The sequence below is a fragment of the Flavobacterium franklandianum genome (genome assembly GCF_007097365.1).
GTDB classification, from domain to species: domain Bacteria; phylum Bacteroidota; class Bacteroidia; order Flavobacteriales; family Flavobacteriaceae; genus Flavobacterium; species Flavobacterium franklandianum.
Genome location: NZ_VJZR01000005.1, coordinates 82,974 through 101,181, shown reverse-complemented (window position 1 = coordinate 101,181; position 18,208 = coordinate 82,974). Strand labels below are relative to the sequence as shown.

Here is an 18,208-nt window from a genome sequence, read left to right as displayed (position 1 = left end):
TTTCTGATTATTTAAGGATTAATTTATTTTTTTGTTTAATTTTTTATAAAAAAACAGGGATATCAATAATAAAACTACTGCAATAAATTGAGAGTGAGACAAAACATCTTTGATTATATAACCTCTGGAATCACCTCTAAAAAGTTCTAATATTGCCCGACTTATGCCGTATAAACTGATGTATAACAAGAAGATTTGCCCCTGAAATTTTTTATGTTTTTTAATAATTGTTAGAAATCCCAAAAGAATCAGTAAAATATACACTTCGTAAAGCTGGGTAGGATGAACAGCAACGTGATTTGTTGTTGGAAAAGGCATTCCAAACAAACTTTTTGTAGGTGAACCGTAGCAACAACCTGCGTTGAAACAACCAAGTCGTCCAAAAGCGTGAACTATTAATGTGGTAATTGCCAAGATATCCAACATTGGTAAAACCGGAATATTTTGGTTTTTTAAATACCAAACAATCACGGGAATTATGGTTACAAACGAACCGTAAAATACGAACCCGCCCGAAAAATTATCTAATAATAAACTTGGATTATTCCAGTAATATAAAGGATTTTCGAGGTAAAAAAACAATTTTCCACCCACAAAACCACTGATGAATATCAGGTAAAAAAAGTTGTTGGAAAGGTTCTTAATTCCTAAATCTTTTTGTGCCGCTCTTTTCGTGTATATGGCGGATGCTAAACCTCCAAGAACGATACAAAACGCATAAGTGTAAACCATCACTTGTTTTATATGAAACAAATATGTCAATATTTCAGGGAGTTGAAAATGGAATAGTTCGGGGTGCATTATTGTTGGTTGATTTTATTATTATTTCTAGAATTCAAAACCTTATTGATGTTTTCCGGTAGAAATATATATCATAAGATGTTCTAAGTTCTTTTTATCTCATTTTATGGAACCATTTCAATCTTTGCCACTTGTTATTAACATTGATAAAGAGTACGCTCTTCCGTCTATATTAATTTTTGTTTTTTGGTGTATTTTCAAAATTTGAACTTCTTTTCCTTCTTTAATGGTATTGATTACTTCATATTTTTGATCTTCTGCTTTAAAAATAACTGGTTCATTTGGGGTATTTAAATTAAGTGTTTTGCAGATCTCTTTTAACACATTATAATCCAAAGTGAATTCTTTATTTTTCTGTGTTTTATTAGCGAATTCAGACATTGTTTTTTCAGAAATGGTGCTTTTGACTCCAATGGAAGTGACTTTTATGGTATTTCCATTCACTATTTCTACATTGGTATTGGTTGTTAATTGGTCTTTTTCTAAAGGTAAATCACCCAAATTATGATTGTTTACCAAAGTACCAATTTCTACACCTATACAAAAAAAATACCCTGGACTTTCGCAGTCAGAGAATCCAACTTTCGTTGTTATAGTTACTTTTATGTGTATTGATTCAATATTGTCATCACTTTCCTCAGATCCAACATTCTCTATAATATTTCCTTTTATGGATCCGTCCCAACCTTTTCGCAAATTGACAAATGCTTCTGCAATTGCTTTTACATCAGCTTCATTCGCTTCATTTTCAACTTTATTCCCCTTTATGGAACCATCCCAACCTTTTCGTATATTGACTAATGTTTCGGTAATTGCTTTCACATCTGCTTCATTAGCTACGCTTTCAATTTTATTTCCTTTTATGGAACCATCCCAACCTTTTCGAGCCAAGTTGACCAATGTTTCTGCAATAGCTTTTACATTAGCTGCATTTTTACCTTCAACTCCTTTTATAGACCCGTCCCAGCCTTTTCTATAATTGATTAATGTTTCGGCGATTTGTTTGATTTCTGATTCATTAGCGACAGTTTCAACATCATTCTTTTTTAAACCGTTTTCTCTTATTCCTTTGCGGCTAGCAGTAGTTTCAGTATTATCTTTGGTATTACCTATAATTTTTATCTCCCCATATTCCACTCCATTTATCGATGCTGTGTGAAGCGAATCACTTGCTGGTCCCAACAAAAAATCACCATTTTTATCAGTGTAGCCCGCAAAATAGTCTCCGTTTTCTTTTTGTGTCATTTCGACTAAAATTCCGGCATTACTTATCCCTTTAACCATCTTGATATTGCCTGATAGCGTATTTCCTATAACTATGGGTGCGCCTTCGGTTGTTGTTTCACCCATTCCTTTTATAATCATTATAGTTACGTTACTATTCGTACTGTTAGACGATTTTGGAACTAATATCTCTTTTATATTAGCAGATGAAACTACCAATTGTTCGGCATCATTCTTTTTTAAACCTCCTTCGGCAATCCCTTTTTTTTGTGCCCCATTTGAAGTAATATCTGATTTATCATCACAATCACCTCCGCCTTTGTTAAAACTATAGGTAATTCCAAAACCAAAACTCATATAATTTTCTGGCCCTTTGGTGTTTGTCATTGCTTTTGGTGCTGTTGAAATATTTTTTTGAAATTGGTCTGGAGAAATTGGCGGAGCCAAGTTCACGTTAGTCAAATCTATATAACCTGTTTTAAATTCCTTTTGCCCAGTCTGCATCAAATACTGTGCATTTGCTGTTAGTGCAAAATTTTCGTTTATCCAATAGTCAAAACCGATACTTGGTTTCAAACTAAACGCATTTGTTTTATAGTCTTGAGGCGCAGTATAACTGGCAATACTTTTTGGTGGCGTGCTTTTATCCATCACGGAGAATTCTGGCGCCTTGTTTATGGTTAATCCTCCTTTTAATGCGAGTGTAAAAGTTAGTTTGTTGTGAAAAGGAGTGTGCCTTCCCGACTCATTACTTTGAGAAGGACTTAAGGGAATTGTATATTGTGGTCCAAGCATAAAGTAGGTACTAGTCCAATCACTTTTAGTATTTGTAATGGTCAAAAAATCTAAATTTTGCAATGGAGCAGCATAAGCATTAAAATCAAAATCAGGTTTGGTGCTGAATGTTCCGGCATCTAAACTAATCCCAAAGTTTTTCCAATGTATTGCGATACCCAAACTTGGATTAAAACTTAAACTATTGTCAACACCCGTTGACGAGGAAGTTCCGCCATTGGCATTCAATGAAACACTAATCATCCCGTTGTCGCCGGATTGTATTATCTTACCCTTTATTTTCCCCTCTGTTCGCGCTTGTTGATTTTCAATGTTATTTATGGAAACGCATTCCCCGTTTTGCATTATAAATCCATCCGGACAACTAATTGAATTCGTCATAACGGCATCATTCCAACTTAATTTGCCTGAAAGCTTAGCGCCACCTTTTGGAACTGTTATGGTAATGTTATTTTGTTTATCAACAGCAAATAAATTCCCTTTCATTACTTTTGAATTCACTTTTATTAGCGAGTTGTCTAAAACCATTTCAACCCCAGAACCATCATATTGATAGCCACTTTTAGGATAATTCACTTTTACAATTCCGTTGATACTGGTTTGCAATTGATCCTGCGGAAAAGAAAGTTCATAAACACCTTCGCTAAGTTGGGTTGAGAAACCGCCTCCATTTTCTGTTTGAACAGTACTATATCCTCCTCCAGGATTTTTTTTAACCACAATGCCAATTCCAATAATTGGTTTTGTGGTTGCAAAACTATTTTGCGTTAGGAAAAACAAAACGATCAGAATTTTAAAAATTGATTTTGAATATTTCATAGTTTCTAGAATTTTATATATAATAAAACTATGGTAAATAGAACACACAAACCAAAACCATTTAGAATACGGTAGGTTTCATTTAGGGAACGGTAAAAAAGGGTGTTTTATTCTAAAATAGTAACCACAATAACCACTTTAAGTCCTTTTCGAATTGGGTCTGGAAACGCATCTCGTTGTGTTATCGTAAACACTTTTTCGGGATAGGATTGTTGCAAAATTTCGATTCTTTCGTTAATAATTGCAGCTCCTTTTGAAATGTGACTGGCGTTTTTGGGTTTGTTCGTGTCAATTCCAAAACCGTTATCGATAACTTCAATAGTTAAAATATTTTTTTGTAAATGAAAATTCAAATCAATTTTTCCGTCATTTTCTTTAAGATGTGAAACGCCGTGAAGAATTGCGTTTTCTATAAACGGTTGTACAATCATATTTGGAATTTTGGTTTGATGGATGTCAATTTTATTCTCAATGTTGAAAGTGAAATCAAAATTATTAAACCGCACTTTTTCTAGTTCCAAGTAGATTTTTAATCGCTTGATTTCGTCTTCTAAACTGATAAAAGGTTCCGAAGCGTGCGACAAAAACAATCGAACCAATCGGGCCAGTTTTCCTAAATGTTCGCTGCTTTTTTCCTTTTGGTTACTGTTTACAAAATACTGGATTGCATTGAGAGAATTGAACACAAAGTGAGGATTCATCATTGCTGAAAGTGCACTTTGACGCAATTCGGCTACTTTATTATTGGTGGCAATTTCTTGCTGTTTCTTGCGCTTTATTTTAGTAATCTGATAGCGATAAATCAAATAAATCAATCCTAAAGCGACTAAATTAGCCAGCAAGACAAACCACCATTTTAAATAAAATGGATAGGCTTTTTTTATACTAATATTTTGGATTGTCCAGTCGGAATTCACATCTTTTACCCGAACAGAAACAGAATGTTTGCCGTAAGATAAGGATTGAAAATTAACAAATAAATTTTGTGTAGTTATCCAATGCAAATGATCCATTTTATATTGAATTATTTGGTTTTTTGGAGCTTCAAAATTTTTAATTTTAAATTCTAGTTTGACCAATTCTTCGTCAGACGAAATCTCGATTTTAGATTCAATTTTAGCATTGTAAAGCACATTAAAGACAGGTTTTGTAGATTTTTTCAGAATTAAAGTAGCGTTTATTTTTGCCAATCCATCTTTGGTTGCAACCAATAATTGATTGTTGAATAATGTAACATTATTAACATCATTGCTTGGCAAAAAATTATGTTTGTTTAGCACTCTATTCCCTTTTGGACCCAAAACGAACAAACCATTCATATTCCACAAATAAACAGCGTCATTTATAGTTTTTATTCTGTTTATATTTTCAACAGGAATATTGTTTATCGATGAAATGCTATCTACAATTTTCTCGTTGAAAGCTTTGTAAACTTTACCTTCTGTAGCAATCCACATAGTGTCTTTTATGAAAGCAAAATCTTGAATAAATCCTTTAATTTTAAATTTTAATTCCCGTTTAATTTTAATTTCCTTTTCATTAAAAGTTCGGATATTTATTTTTTCAGAATTACTGAAATAATAATCGTTTTTGTATAAAATTACCCTTCTTATTTTTTCTTGAATAGGTGATTCAGGTTGTGAAGACATTTGATTGTTATAATGACGCAAACTATTTCTTCCGTATAATGTATAACTAATTGGCGTTTCATATTTCAATAAAGCTCGGCCTTGAACGAGTAGAATTTGTGTGTTTTTGTCCCAAGTTGGCGGATTTGTTTTGTTAGTAAAAAACACTGGAATTGAATTGAAGTTGTCAATCTTTATTTCCTCTTTTGATCTTTTTATTGGTTTGATGTTGTTTGTTTTGTCTAAGGAATACAAGTTGAATTTCGACGAAAAAAACAATGTGTTTTTATCTAACGAATAAGCAAATCCGTTAAAATAATTATTCTCATTAGGGAATTTTATGAATTGAATGTCAATATTTGGAATGCAAAACAAGCCTTTTTCGTGGGTAGCAATCCAAATTTTCCCGGTTGAATCATTATAAATAAAATTAATATTGTCAGCAGAACTTAACCCTAAATTTTCATTTATTGCAATCCAATTGTTTGATTTTAAAATAAAAAGCCCTTTGTTTTGGATGTTTAACCAACAGTTTTCTTGCTTGTCTGTTATAAAATCATATTTATAAACTGCATTTTTTGATAGTGAATTTGGAAGTTTTATTTTGCTTAAAACAGTTCCGTCGAAATCAAGAATAAAAAGATAATTTTCATCTAAAAGGCAAACATTATTTTTTCTAAAAATCACTTTATGCAATAATGAAACGTCTTTGGGAATTGCAATTTTATGATTGTCAAAAATTAAATTATTATTTATTGTTTTAATCTCTTTATTGTTCTGGCAAAATACTGGCGAAGCAAATTTTGTCGGGTTATTAGTATTTTTAGATTTAGAAACCAGCCCGTTTTTTTTGTTTATTACTCGATAATAATAGGATTTGTTCGAATACCTGTTTTGGGTTGTATAAACATAAATTTTGGATGCTGCGTTTAAAATGGAATTGGTTTGTTCGGTTAAAAATGGGGTTGTAATTATGGTATTGTTTACAAACTTTTGAAGTTCTCCTCCATAATTTATAAGCCATATAACATCCTTTTCATCTTTAGCAACTGCAACGATGTATGGATTTATCAATCCGTCTTTTACATTTAAAGTTTTAAAAATGTTTCCGTCAAAAAAAGTCAAACCATTATCTGTTCCTAAAACAATTCCCCCGTTTTTATCTTCGGTGATGCAATAAATGGAATTGGTTGGCAAACCATCGTCGGTAGTATAACGGTTGAATGTATATTGAATTTGAGCATTCGATATGGAATTAAAAACTAAAAAAATTAGGATTATATATGCTCTTTTCATCAATTATTTTTTTAGAACATCATTCAAATTTTTATAATTTCGTCTTGAAACTGGCAATAGTGTGCCTTCGTTTAACTCCAGAAAATAGGCTTCTTTTGACAAAATTTTGGATACAAACTTTAAATTTACAATAAACGATTTGTGAATTCTAAAAAAGTCTTTTTCCAGGATGTCTTCAAAATGTTTCAAGGTTTTTGCAACGGTTAGTTTTCGGTTTTTGGTGAGGTAAATTGTTGTGATATTGTCGAAACCTTTTAGATAAAGAATCTCATCAAAATCTAAAATTGATTTTCCGCCCTCGTAAGTTATTGTTAGTTTGTTTGCAGAATCAGGTTTGTTTATCAAGCCACAAATTTCCGAAACTTTAGCAATGGCAATCCTCAATTCCGAAATAAGAATCGGTTTCAAAATATAATCTATGGCGCCAACTCGAATAGCTTGTATGGCATAATCTTCGTGAGCAGTGACGAATATTACCTGAAAATCTCTTACTGGAAAATACTCTAACAAATCGAATCCGTTTTCTATTGGCATCGAAATATCCAAGAAAAGCAAATCAATAGGATTGTTTTCTATAAATGATTTTGCGTCTTCTACCGTTTGAAATAAGCCTAGAATTTCTATTTCTGGAAAATTTTCATTCAAAATAATTTCTAAATTTTTGAGGTTTAGAATTTCATCATCTACAAGTATGGTTTTTATCAGTATCATATATTTTTTAAAAATAGAAAAAAGCGGTGAGCAAATCACCACTTTTCTAAAAATTATATTTTTCGTTTATTGTATTGCGTTGATGGCTGCTACTAATTGAGCTTCAGTTACTACAGTAGTTTCTCCCAAAGTGAAGGTGTAAACATCGCCAGGCGCAACCGTTACAGCTTTGATGGCGTATCTCCAGTTTCCATTATCTTCGGTGGCAAAAATAACGTGGCAAGCTAATCCTATTGGAATTTGGCCATAATGTTCGCTAAATTGTAATGTTGTTGGATTGTAAGTGTCTAGTTTAGCAAGCGCATTTTGACCTTCGCCATCATAAGACAAATAAATAGCACTATTTGTATTGTCGTATCCTGTTGGAACGGCTGCTAAAATTGTTGTTCTTGGTCTTGGATCGCTGTAAAATTTATCCACATTTGTCCAACCAAAGTTTCCAAAAGTAACATTATAACTATTTTGACCAAAACCAACATTTCCATCTTTTTGACCTCCAGTTCCAGCTGCGTTACGAGGATTTACCCAAGCAAGGTTTTCAGGGTCTTTTGTATCGCCAGCCCAAAAAAGCATCCCTGTATCCATTGTTCCAGTTAAATTTACGGGAACTTGAAGTTGAATTCCGCCAGTTGAAACTAAATCTACACCACCTTGAGAAGCTTTGATGAAAAATTCTCCTCCAGATTTCAGTAAACTTTTTTTACCGTCAGGCATCACTCCCATTGTAGGTTTGTTTGAAATTAGCATATTTCCTTTGTCGAAAAGTTCCACAAATGTAATGTCAATTGCTCCGGTTACAGGGTTTCCATTTTTGGTCAATGCGTTTCCGTTTAATGTTATAACCACTCCTTTTGCAGATGTTAATGTGATAACCCCAGCTCCTGCAGTTGCAGTGAAGTTTTGGGTGTTCTTTTTGAGTCCGTTTTCCTTAATTCCTTTGAAAGCTGCTGCCGAAGGAGGAATTGGAGTTGTGTTTTCATTGTTAGTACAGCTTGCAAAAAGGATTGTTGCTAAAGCTAAAAGTCCGATGTTTTTAAAATTTGATTTCATAATTTCTAGTGTTTTAATTGTTTGTTTATTGTTTTCTGTTGTTATATCAATTCGGGTTTGATATTGTTACCCTTTATTTTGATTTTTATTTATTTATTCTGGTTTCATTGTTATATCAACTTGCGGTTTTAATTGTTACCCTTTATTTTGAATTATTTTTTTATCGGGTTATTAATGTCCAAAGTTTGAAAATGAAAGTCATTCCTAATTTTTTTAACTTTTTCATAATTTAAAAGATTTAGAAAGCTTTAATTTTTGTTTTATATAGTTATATCAACTCGGTTTTATATTTGTTACCCCTTTTTTTAGTATTTTCGATAAAAAGTTTTTTTATGTCCAAAACCACTATTCATCTCGACCAAATCTACATTGATGGACTTGCCAATAATGATTCGGCGATAATTCAATCTATTTACAAGAAGTTCGTTCCCAAAGTCGTTCATTATATAAGGAACAATTCAGGCGATCTAGACAAGGCACAAGATGTCGTTCAGGAAATTATGATTTTACTTTTTAATCAGGCTAAAGCCAAAAAGCTCCAACTAACTTGCCCGTTTGATGCTTACTTCTTCTTATTGTGTAAAAGAAAATGGTTGAACGAAATAAAAAAATCTTCGAATAAGGGGGTAACAATCGATGAAGATTTGCCATCTAATAATGAACCCACAGAGGAAATGGTAACAGAAACCGAAATATTCGACGAAAAACAAAAACTTTTTGATTTGATGTTTCAAAAACTGGGCGACAAATGCCAAGAGTTATTGAAATTGAGTTTTACCATCAAATCTATGGAGGAAGTTGCCGAAAAACTCAATGTAACTTATGGCTATGTTCGAAAGAAAAAATCGTTATGCGTAGGTCAATTAACCCAGTGGGTTCAAGAAACAAATCGCTTTAAATCTTTAAAAATCAATTAGCCATGAACGAGGAACGCTACATATTATTTGGTCAATATATCGAAAACGAATTGTCTGCCGAAGAAAAAACAATTTTCGAAAAACAATTGGCCGAAGACAAAGAATTCGCTTCAACATTTGAAATATTTAAGGAATTACATCTTCATTTGGAGCATAAATTTGGGAATGAACAGGAATTAAAAGCTTTCAAAAAGAATTTAAAATCAGTTTCCAAGGAACATTTTAAAGCAAAAAAATCAAAAGTTATAGCTTTAAAATCTTGGCAATATGCAGCAGCAGCTTCGGTAGCTGTTTTGTTAGGATTGTTTTTTTTTCAGAATATAAACCCATCTTTTGACGATTATAATAGTCCGGAAATGGCAACTTTCATCGAAAGAGGCGATGTAAACGAAAATTTAAAATTGGCGCAAGACGCATTCAATACTAAGAATTACAAGGCTGCTATTCCGCAATTTGAAACCGTTTTAAAAGAAAAAAAATCGCCTGAAATCCAATTTTTCTATGCGGTTTCGCTTTTGGAAAACAATCAATTTCAAAAAGCAGAAACCAATTTGTCAGAGTTAAAATCAGGAACTTCTGTTTATAAACACAAAGCGACTTGGTACTTAGCACTTTTAAAATTGAAACAGAAAGAGTATAAATCTTGTAAAGAGATTCTGTTGACAATTCCCGATGATTTTGAGGATTACGACCAAGTGCAACAATTGTTGAACGAATTGGATTGATTTTTTTACCATATAAGACATTTAAGGTCATTTAAGTAATGTATTCCAAAGCTTATCTGACCTTATATGCTTCATTTTTTTGAGTAAGATTGTATCTTTGCTGTTTAATTTAAGATCATCAATGATAATTACCGATACCCACACCCATTTATATTCCAACGAATTTGACATTGACAGAAACGAAATGATTCAGCGTGCCATCGCTGCCGGTGTTTCACGGTTTTTTATTCCCTCCATCGATTCTACAGTTACACAATCGATGTATGATTTGGAGAAAAGCTATCCTGCAAATGTTTTTTTGATGATGGGTTTGCATCCCACACACGTTAAAGACAATTATCTCGAAGGATTGCAACATGTTGAGAAAGAATTAGCCAAAAGGAAGTTCTTTGCAGTTGGCGAAATTGGCATCGATTTGTATTGGGATAAAACATTTTTGCCACAGCAACAAGATGCTTTTAGAAAACAAATTCAATTGGCGAAACGCTATAAATTGCCCATCGTTATTCACTGTCGCGATGCCTTCGATGAAATTTTCGAAATCTTGGAAGAAGAAAAATCGGCTGATTTGTTCGGGATTTTTCATTGTTTTTCTGGAACTTATGAACAGGCATTACAAGCCATTTCGTTTAATATGAAATTGGGAATAGGTGGAGTCGTAACGTTCAAAAACGGAAAAATCGACCAATTTTTGAGTAAGATCGATTTGAAACATATTGTCCTAGAAACCGATTCGCCTTATTTGGCACCCGTTCCTTTTCGAGGAAAACGCAACGAAAGCAGTTATTTGTTAAATGTTGTTAGTAAACTATCAGAAATTTATAATCTGCCACAAGAGGAAATTGCAGAAATTACCACCGAAAATTCTAAAGCTATATTTGGTATTTAACAATCTTAATTATTTAACTTTAAGTTTTTTTTTGTTCATTTGTCTAATTAAATTATCAAAATGAAGAGATTCGATGCCATCCGGCCGTTTTATGATACAGAAATTAATGAAGGGATTTTAAAAATAGTGGATCATCCAATGATGAAAGCATTAATGAACTTTTGTTTTCCAAAAGTTGAGGATGAAGTTTGGAAAGATCAACTTAAAAAAACCCATTCTATTCGTGATTTTCAATGTAATTTTATTTATTTCGGTGTAAAACAAGTGCTGGAAAAAAGTTCAGAGGGTTTAACCACCTCAGGTTTTGAAAAATTAGATAATAATACACCTTATCTATATATTTCGAATCATCGAGACATTGTTTTAGACACCACTTTTTTAAATGCTAGTTTGTTTGAACACGGAAAATTGATGACTTCCTCTGCCATAGGAGATAATTTAGTTAAAAAACCATTTTTAAGAATGTTGGCTAAATTAAACAGAAATTTTTTGGTGCAACGTGGTTTGGCTCCCAGAGAATTACTAGTTAGTTCTAAGTTACTTTCCCATTATATAGCTCAATTGTTAGTCCACGAAAATCGTTCTGTTTGGATAGCTCAACGAGAAGGAAGAACCAAGGACGGAAATGACGAAACGAATCCAGCTGTTCTAAAAATGATTGGAATGGGGTCTGATGAGCAGAATTTGATGGATTATTTCAGAAAAATAAAGGTGGTTCCTGTTTCAATTTCTTATGAATATGACCCAACCGATGCGTTAAAAATGCCTCAGTTAATGGCTGAAAACAATAATGAAATTTACATCAAAGAGAAAAACGAGGATATTATGACTTTGTTGAGTGGAATTATAGGTCAAAAGAAAAGAATTCATATTCATATAGGAGATATTCTTGAAACTGAAATCGACGATATAAAAGCCAATTATGATACTTCAAACAAACAAATTCAAGCTTTGGCTCAGGTAATTGATGATTCTATTTTGAGTAGTTATAAACTTTGGCCAACCAATTATATTGCTTACGATATTTTGCATAAAACCTCAAGACACCAACACTTGTATACAGAAAACGAAAAGTCACTTTTTGAGCGCAGATTAGAAATGCGGATTGACCACTGTAATCCATTTGCACTTCAAAGTTTCTTGGCGATGTATGCCAATCCTGTTGTCAATAAGTTAAAATACGAAAATGTTATCTAAAGCCAAAATTCTATTGATTTATACCGGTGGAACTATAGGTATGATGAAAGATTTTGAAACAGGAGCACTCAAGAATTTTAATTTTAGCAAATTACTTCAAAAAATCCCTGAATTAAAACAATTAGATTGTGACATCGAAACGGTTTCTTTCAAAAAGCCAATCGATTCTTCTACAATGAATCAAGAAAAATGGGCTGAAATTGCCACAATCATCGAAGATAATTATGATAATTTTGATGGGTTTGTAGTGCTACATGGTTCCGATACCATGTCGTATTCAGCATCAGCTTTGAGTTTTATGCTCGAAAATTTATCAAAACCAGTAATTTTTACAGGTTCACAATTGCCAATAGGAGACTTACGAACCGATGCCAAGGAAAACCTAATAACTGCCATTCAGATTGCCTCTTTAAAGGAAGAAAACAAGGCTGTAATTAGCGAAGTATGCCTTTATTTTGAATACAAATTGTATCGAGGAAATAGAACTACCAAGATAAATGCGGAAAATTTCAATGCATTTATCTCACCAAATTATCCTACTTTGATAGAATCGGGAGTGAATTTGAAGACTTTTCCCGAATTGTTTTTACCAAAAACAAGGATAAGAAAACTAAAGATTCATAAAAATTTAGATAGCAACGTAGTTATAGTAAAAATGTTTCCCGGAATTAGTGAAATTGTTTTATCAGCTATTTTTAATATTCCCCAACTTAAGGGAGTTGTATTAGAAACTTATGGTGCTGGAAATGCGCCAACAGAAGACTGGTTTTTAAATCTTTTGAAAAACGCAATTGCAAGAGGTTTGCACATCGTTAATGTAACCCAATGTTCCATCGGAAGTGTAACAATGGGAAAATATGAAACTAGTACCGCATTGAAGAAAATAGGGGTGATCTCTGGAAAAGACATCACCACCGAAGCAGCAATTACAAAATTAATGTACTTGTTGGGACAAAATGTTTCTCCAACTATTTTCAAAACAATATTTGAAACATCTTTGCGAGGAGAAGTTGCATAAAAATCGAATTATAATTTTCTTTAATCAATTTTTTTCGTGTTCTTTGCAACCTCAAATTAAATAGAGAGGTGGCCGAGTGGCTGAAGGCGCACGCTTGGAAAGCGTGTATATGGCAACATATCGAGGGTTCGAATCCCTTCCTCTCTGCGATTATTTCAAAAACCCTATCAAAACCCTTTAAATCATATGATTTAAGGGGTTTTTTCGTTTAACAACCTTCCAAAATGTTCATTCTTTATTATAAATAAAGACCCTATAAAATCGTCATTATTAGGGTCTTGCTAAATTGATGAACATGGCAATTAAACTATAAGTTTTTCACCAAATCAGTAGATTTTAAAGGATTGCAACGAGTAGAAAAAGGAGAATACCCGGTGGCGGCATTTCGAGGAATGTTGTTAAACGCATCAGTGAATCGAACATATATGGGCTCAATGGTTCAACTTCGTGTTTATGACAATAAGCTCACGATTTGGAACGAAGGAAATTTACTGGGAAGGAGTGGAATTTGAAAGATTAAAACGCCACCATGTTTCACGCCCAAGAAATCCCGTAATTACAGACATCTGTTTCAAAGCAGGATACATTGATTTGTAGGGTCGTGGTGCACTAAAAATCGTCAACAGTTGTAAAGAAGCAGGGTTATCCGAACCAACAATTACGGCATTAGACGGTGGCATATTAGTAACTTTATTCAAAGACAAATACAGTACGGAACAACTCAAATCTTTGGGTTTAAGCGAAAGACAAATTGTAGCAGTTGAATTCGTGAAAAAGAATAAAAAAATAACCAATAAGGATTTCCAATTATTAAGTGAAATATCAGATGCAACGGCTAGTCGAGATTTAAAAGCATAGATAGATATTGGTGTTTTTAAAGATTCAGGAAAAAGGTGCTGGAACGTATTATTAATTAAATGGATTGCGTCATAATTGCGTCACAAACCTGTTAATTGTTTCATATAAATGTAAAATTTGTAAGTGAAATATCAAATGACAGGAAAAAAGGTTAAAACCATATTACTTAAATATATTTCAAATTAATCTTTTAAGGAATACTTGAGGCCTACATATAGGTGATTGCTTTGGGTTTAAAAATCAAACTATTTAATTATATCAAATAACTTATTTATTGTCTTTTTTAATCTCAAACTTTACATATTCAGAGGGTGTCATATTAAATTGTCTGTGAAAACTTCTGCCAAAACTCACTTGTGAATTAAAACCAACCATTTCCGCTATTTCATATATTTTATAATTTCCTGTTTTTAACAATTCAGCTGCTTTTTTAAGTCTAGTAATATTTATTAAATCATTTGGACTCAAATTGGAAATACTATTAATTTTTCTATATAAAGTGGATCGACTCATATTCATATTCTCGGCCAGGGTATCAACGCTTAAGTTAGAATCTGAAATGTTTCTGATTATAATTTCATCAAGTTTTTTTATAAATTTTTCATCGACACTCGTATGGGCCATTGTTCTGATGTGCGCCAAGGGTGAACTTGAATAATGTTCTATTATATTTTTTCTATTCTCTAATAAATTAGACACTTGGACTTTTAGATATTCCATTGAAAAAGGCTTGTCAATGTAGGCATCTGCACCAGATTCCAGCCCTTCTATTCGGGCTCCAATAGAAGTTTTGGCAGTCAATAGAATAATGGGAATGTGGCTGGTATTGATATTGGTTTTCATTTTTTCGCAGAAGTTGAATCCATCCATTTCAGGCATCATTACATCACTGATTACCAATTGGATATTTTCGCAATCAACAATTTCTAATGCTTGTATTGCATTTGATGATTTTAGAATGGTATAATTTTCCATTAAATCTTTAGCAATGAAATCCAATAAATCCTCATTGTCTTCTATCAAAAGGAGAGTTGGTTTATTGTTTTCTATCTGAAATTTATGCATCGACAACGCCGTATCTTCCTTTATGTCTGATTTTTCGGAATCGAAAAAATCGAATTCTTTTTCCTGATGTAGAGGAAGCTTAAGCACAAAACTATTCATAGCAGCATCACTAGTGTCCAATTTCAGCGTTCCTTTGTGCAATTTTACAAGCGAATAGGCCAGAGCAAGACCAATGCCAGTTCCGGACTGATTTTCGGTTCCTGGTGCCCTAAAAAAAGGTTCAAATATTTTGTTTCGAAGATGGGGCGGGATGAGCTTACCATCATTTTTTATGGTTAATTTAAAATAGCCTTCCTTATTGGTCAACGATAGAATAATATTCGATTTTGAATATTTTATGGCATTATTAAAAAGATTGCTCAATATTTTGGTCAATACTTCAACATCAACATAGGCAATTAGGTTCTCCGTTTCCATTTTAAGTTCAAAATCGATATTCTTACTATCTATGATTTGACTGAATTGGGTGTGCGTTTCTCTTATTAAATTTGAAATATTGGTTTTGACAAAGGTTAAACTGACAGATTCTAGTTCAGTTTTTCTAAAATCCAATAATTGACTAACTAGATGAAGTAAACGACTTACATTTTTATCCATAATAGACAGATTCTCCCTTATTTCGCTCTTTAAATCAACTTTTTCTAGCAATTTTTCCAATGGGCTTTTAATCAAACTCAAGGGTGTGCGAATCTCGTGTGAGATATTGGTAAAAAATTCTATTTTGGCATTGTACAATTCTTTTTCTTTTTTGTTATTGAGTTCATTTATTAAATACATGTTTTTAGTTTTGATTCTATTGTGATAAAATCTAAAGCCCAAAAAACTCAAACCAATTAAGATCAAAAAGTAAAAAACATAAGCCAGATTACTTTTCCAAAAAGGTGGTAAGATTGTAATTTGCAATGGCAACGATTTGCTCCATGTGCCATTTACGTTAAGTGCCTTTACTTTAAAATCATATGTGCCGGAGGATAAACCTGTAAAATATACTTTATGCCTTTTTCCTAAGGAAATCCAGTCGTTGGTTGAGCCATCAAGCTGAAACCAATATTCCACCATTTCTGGAGCGGTGTAGCTTAGGGAAGTGAAATCAAGATTAAAAGAATTCTCATCTGGCTGCAATATGATTTCATTGTGATTGGTAATAGAATTATTTAAAGCTGATATATTGGTGCTCTCAGAGGCTTCTTTACTGATTATTTCTATACCGGTGATGAAGATGGAGGGGCGATAAGTATTTTTGATAAACTTTTTTGGATTAAAGGCGATCATGCCACTCGTGCTTCCAAAATAAATAGTGCCGTTCTTGTCCTTGTACGCTGAATTGTAGTTAAATTGATTGTTTAAAAGTCCGTTATCTTCCGTGTACACTTTAATTTTTTTGGTGTCTTGATTGAATTCAACCAACCCTTTTGATGTGCTGATCCAGAGAATATTTTTTTCACCTTCTATAATAGAATAGAACACATTACTGGGAAATCCATCTTTGGTCGTGTACTTTTTAAAGCCTTTCCCTTTATAATTATAAACATTAAGCCCATTTTCTGTGGCAATCCACAAATCGTTTTTATAGTCTTGAAAAATCCCATTTATTCCATTATTACTGATACTTGTTGAATTGTTTTTATTTTGTTTAAAAACAATTCTTTGATTAGTACTTGGATTATAACAAATTATTCCGTCCCAATAAGTACCAGCCCATAGATTGCCTTTTTTGTCTTCCAGAAAAGAGGTGTAAAAAACCCCTTCCGGAAACCCTTTATGACTGATAAAGGTATCTTCTTCAGTATTATAAGTTTGGATACCCGTTGATGTAATGACAATAATTTGTTTTAATTTGTTTTGATATAGGGTATAAACAAAATTACTCGAAAGACCGTGTCCATCGCCTACACTGTAATGTTTGATTACTTTTCCGGTAGCAATATCCAGAAGGTCAATTCCACGATCAAAAGTACCTACCCATAGTGTATTGGCTTGTAATAAAAGCCCATGAATATTGTTATGGGATAAGTGGTTAGAACTTTTTGAAGGATTGTAATTAGTGAAAATTCCTGTATTTGGATTGTATTTATTGAGTCCGGCATCTTCCGTCCCAATCCATAAATTTCCATAATGATCCGATCGAATTTCACGTACGGCATTGCCGCTGATAGAATTTTCTCCAAGTTTTGGAAAATATTTTTTGAATGGAATGTATTGTTTGGGATAATAATTGATTCCTCCAAAATAAGTGCCGATCCAAACCCCTCCTTCCGAGTCTGCCGTCAGGGTGTAAACGGCATTATCGGATAGTGCATATGGATTATTATAGCTCTTGGTCAAATTTTTATAAGTAGCGTTTTTTAAGTTATAAAGTATCAATCCGGACTCTGTTGCAATCCACAACTCATCAGCATTAATTTTTAAAAAATCCCGAACATATAAAGGCTCTTCTGTATTGAGACGCAATCTTTTGATGCTATTTTTTAGAACATCATATACAATTACACCACTATTTTGTGTCCCGATATAAATGGTGTTTTCATTTTCGCATACTATTTTACTAATTCTAATAGGAAGTTTATTTTTTGTTTTAATATTAATTTCAATCTTGTTAAATGTATTAGTTTCTTTTGAGTAACCAAATAAATTATTATTAAATGCAACCCAAATGTTGCCTTTAGGTGTTTTAGAAATTTCTTCGACGTTAAACAATAGCGTGTTTTTAAAACTAACTGTCTTTTTTGATGCTATGTTGTATTTAAATAAAGTTAAGTCTGCTATGTACCAGAGATTTCCATCAGCATCATTTTCAATATCAACAATAGGCTTATTTAGCGACTCGTGTAATAGGCTAAAATCTTCTGATTTTTCATTGTACTGAAATAAACCATTATTCGTCCCGACCCATAATTGGCCATTGTATTCGTGAAGACATTCTATAAAATTACTCCCTATGCTTTTGGGAATATTGGTGTCATTACGAAAAGTTTTAAATGTGTAACCGTCAAAACGGTTTAAACCATCTTTGGTGCCGAACCACATAAATCCCTTTTTATCTTGAAGAGAACTAAGAACGGTATTGTGGGATAATCCATTTTCACTTTTGTAATGTTTGAAATAAAATTCTTGTCCCAATAAAAATTGGGTGAAGAAAAAGAGTAATAGGAGGTTAAGGATAAATTTATTCATTCTTTTAAATTTGTGGCTGTTTTTTGTGAATAAAAGTAAAT

General features: G+C 32.7%; 12 protein-coding genes and 1 tRNA gene. 6 read left to right on the top strand and 7 right to left on the bottom strand.

Features of this window, described 5'->3' with window-relative positions; translation table 11 throughout:
* Nucleotides 1–18: 18 nt before the first annotated feature.
* The 5 genes from FNW17_RS07960 to FNW17_RS07940 form a co-directional block, all read right to left on the bottom strand.
* Complete coding sequence (locus tag FNW17_RS07960) at nucleotides 19–753, bottom strand: prolipoprotein diacylglyceryl transferase (RefSeq protein WP_185965279.1); 735 nt, start codon at nucleotides 751–753, stop codon at nucleotides 19–21.
* 165 nt (nucleotides 754–918) lie between these two features.
* Nucleotides 919–3,639, bottom strand: coding sequence for a hypothetical protein (locus tag FNW17_RS07955; RefSeq protein ID WP_144071377.1), 2,721 nt, complete (start codon nucleotides 3,637–3,639; stop codon nucleotides 919–921).
* Nucleotides 3,640–3,746: 107 nt separating this feature from the next.
* The gene (locus FNW17_RS07950) at nucleotides 3,747–6,563 is read right to left on the bottom strand and encodes a sensor histidine kinase (protein WP_144071376.1); all 2,817 of its coding nucleotides are present in this window, start codon (nucleotides 6,561–6,563) and stop codon (nucleotides 3,747–3,749) included.
* Nucleotides 6,564–6,566: 3 nt separating this feature from the next.
* Nucleotides 6,567–7,274, bottom strand: coding sequence for a LytR/AlgR family response regulator transcription factor (locus FNW17_RS07945; protein WP_144071375.1), 708 nt, complete (start codon nucleotides 7,272–7,274; stop codon nucleotides 6,567–6,569).
* Nucleotides 7,275–7,340: 66 nt separating this feature from the next.
* Entirely contained in the window at nucleotides 7,341–8,324 is a 984-nt protein-coding gene (locus FNW17_RS07940) for a hypothetical protein (protein ID WP_144071374.1), read from the bottom strand.
* Nucleotides 8,325–8,656: 332 nt separating this feature from the next.
* Here FNW17_RS07940 and FNW17_RS07935 point away from each other — a divergent pair, with 332 nt between their 5' ends.
* The 6 genes from FNW17_RS07935 (at nucleotide 8,657) to FNW17_RS07910 (ending at nucleotide 13,217) form a co-directional block, all read left to right on the top strand.
* Nucleotides 8,657–9,241, top strand: coding sequence for an RNA polymerase sigma factor (locus tag FNW17_RS07935; protein ID WP_144071373.1), 585 nt, complete (start codon nucleotides 8,657–8,659; stop codon nucleotides 9,239–9,241).
* Nucleotides 9,242–9,243: 2 nt separating this feature from the next.
* Nucleotides 9,244–9,966, top strand: a complete 723-nt coding sequence (locus FNW17_RS07930) for a tetratricopeptide repeat protein (protein ID WP_144071372.1) — start codon at nucleotides 9,244–9,246, stop codon at nucleotides 9,964–9,966.
* A gap of 121 nt (nucleotides 9,967–10,087) precedes the next feature.
* The gene (locus tag FNW17_RS07925; protein WP_144071371.1) at nucleotides 10,088–10,855 is read left to right on the top strand and encodes a TatD family hydrolase; all 768 of its coding nucleotides are present in this window, start codon (nucleotides 10,088–10,090) and stop codon (nucleotides 10,853–10,855) included.
* A gap of 60 nt (nucleotides 10,856–10,915) precedes the next feature.
* Nucleotides 10,916–12,052, top strand: coding sequence for a 1-acyl-sn-glycerol-3-phosphate acyltransferase (locus FNW17_RS07920; RefSeq protein WP_144071370.1), 1,137 nt, complete (start codon nucleotides 10,916–10,918; stop codon nucleotides 12,050–12,052).
* Nucleotides 12,042–13,070: an asparaginase gene (locus FNW17_RS07915; protein ID WP_144071369.1), complete on the top strand. Its 1,029-nt coding sequence runs from the start codon at nucleotides 12,042–12,044 to the stop codon at nucleotides 13,068–13,070. Before FNW17_RS07920 ends, FNW17_RS07915 begins: the two co-directional genes overlap by 11 nt.
* Before the next feature lie 62 nt (nucleotides 13,071–13,132).
* Nucleotides 13,133–13,217, top strand: a tRNA-Ser gene (locus FNW17_RS07910).
* A 341-nt stretch (nucleotides 13,218–13,558) separates the two neighbouring features.
* Here FNW17_RS07910 and FNW17_RS07905 read toward each other — a convergent pair.
* Both FNW17_RS07905 and FNW17_RS07900 read right to left on the bottom strand, forming a co-directional pair.
* Nucleotides 13,559–13,795 (bottom strand): hypothetical protein, encoded by a 237-nt coding sequence (locus FNW17_RS07905; protein ID WP_144071368.1) that lies wholly within the window; start codon nucleotides 13,793–13,795, stop codon nucleotides 13,559–13,561.
* A 400-nt stretch (nucleotides 13,796–14,195) separates the two neighbouring features.
* A complete protein-coding gene (locus tag FNW17_RS07900) occupies nucleotides 14,196–18,167 on the bottom strand; it encodes a hybrid sensor histidine kinase/response regulator transcription factor (RefSeq protein ID WP_143389261.1) in 3,972 nt (1,323 codons plus the stop codon).
* Nucleotides 18,168–18,208: the final 41 nt, after the last annotated feature.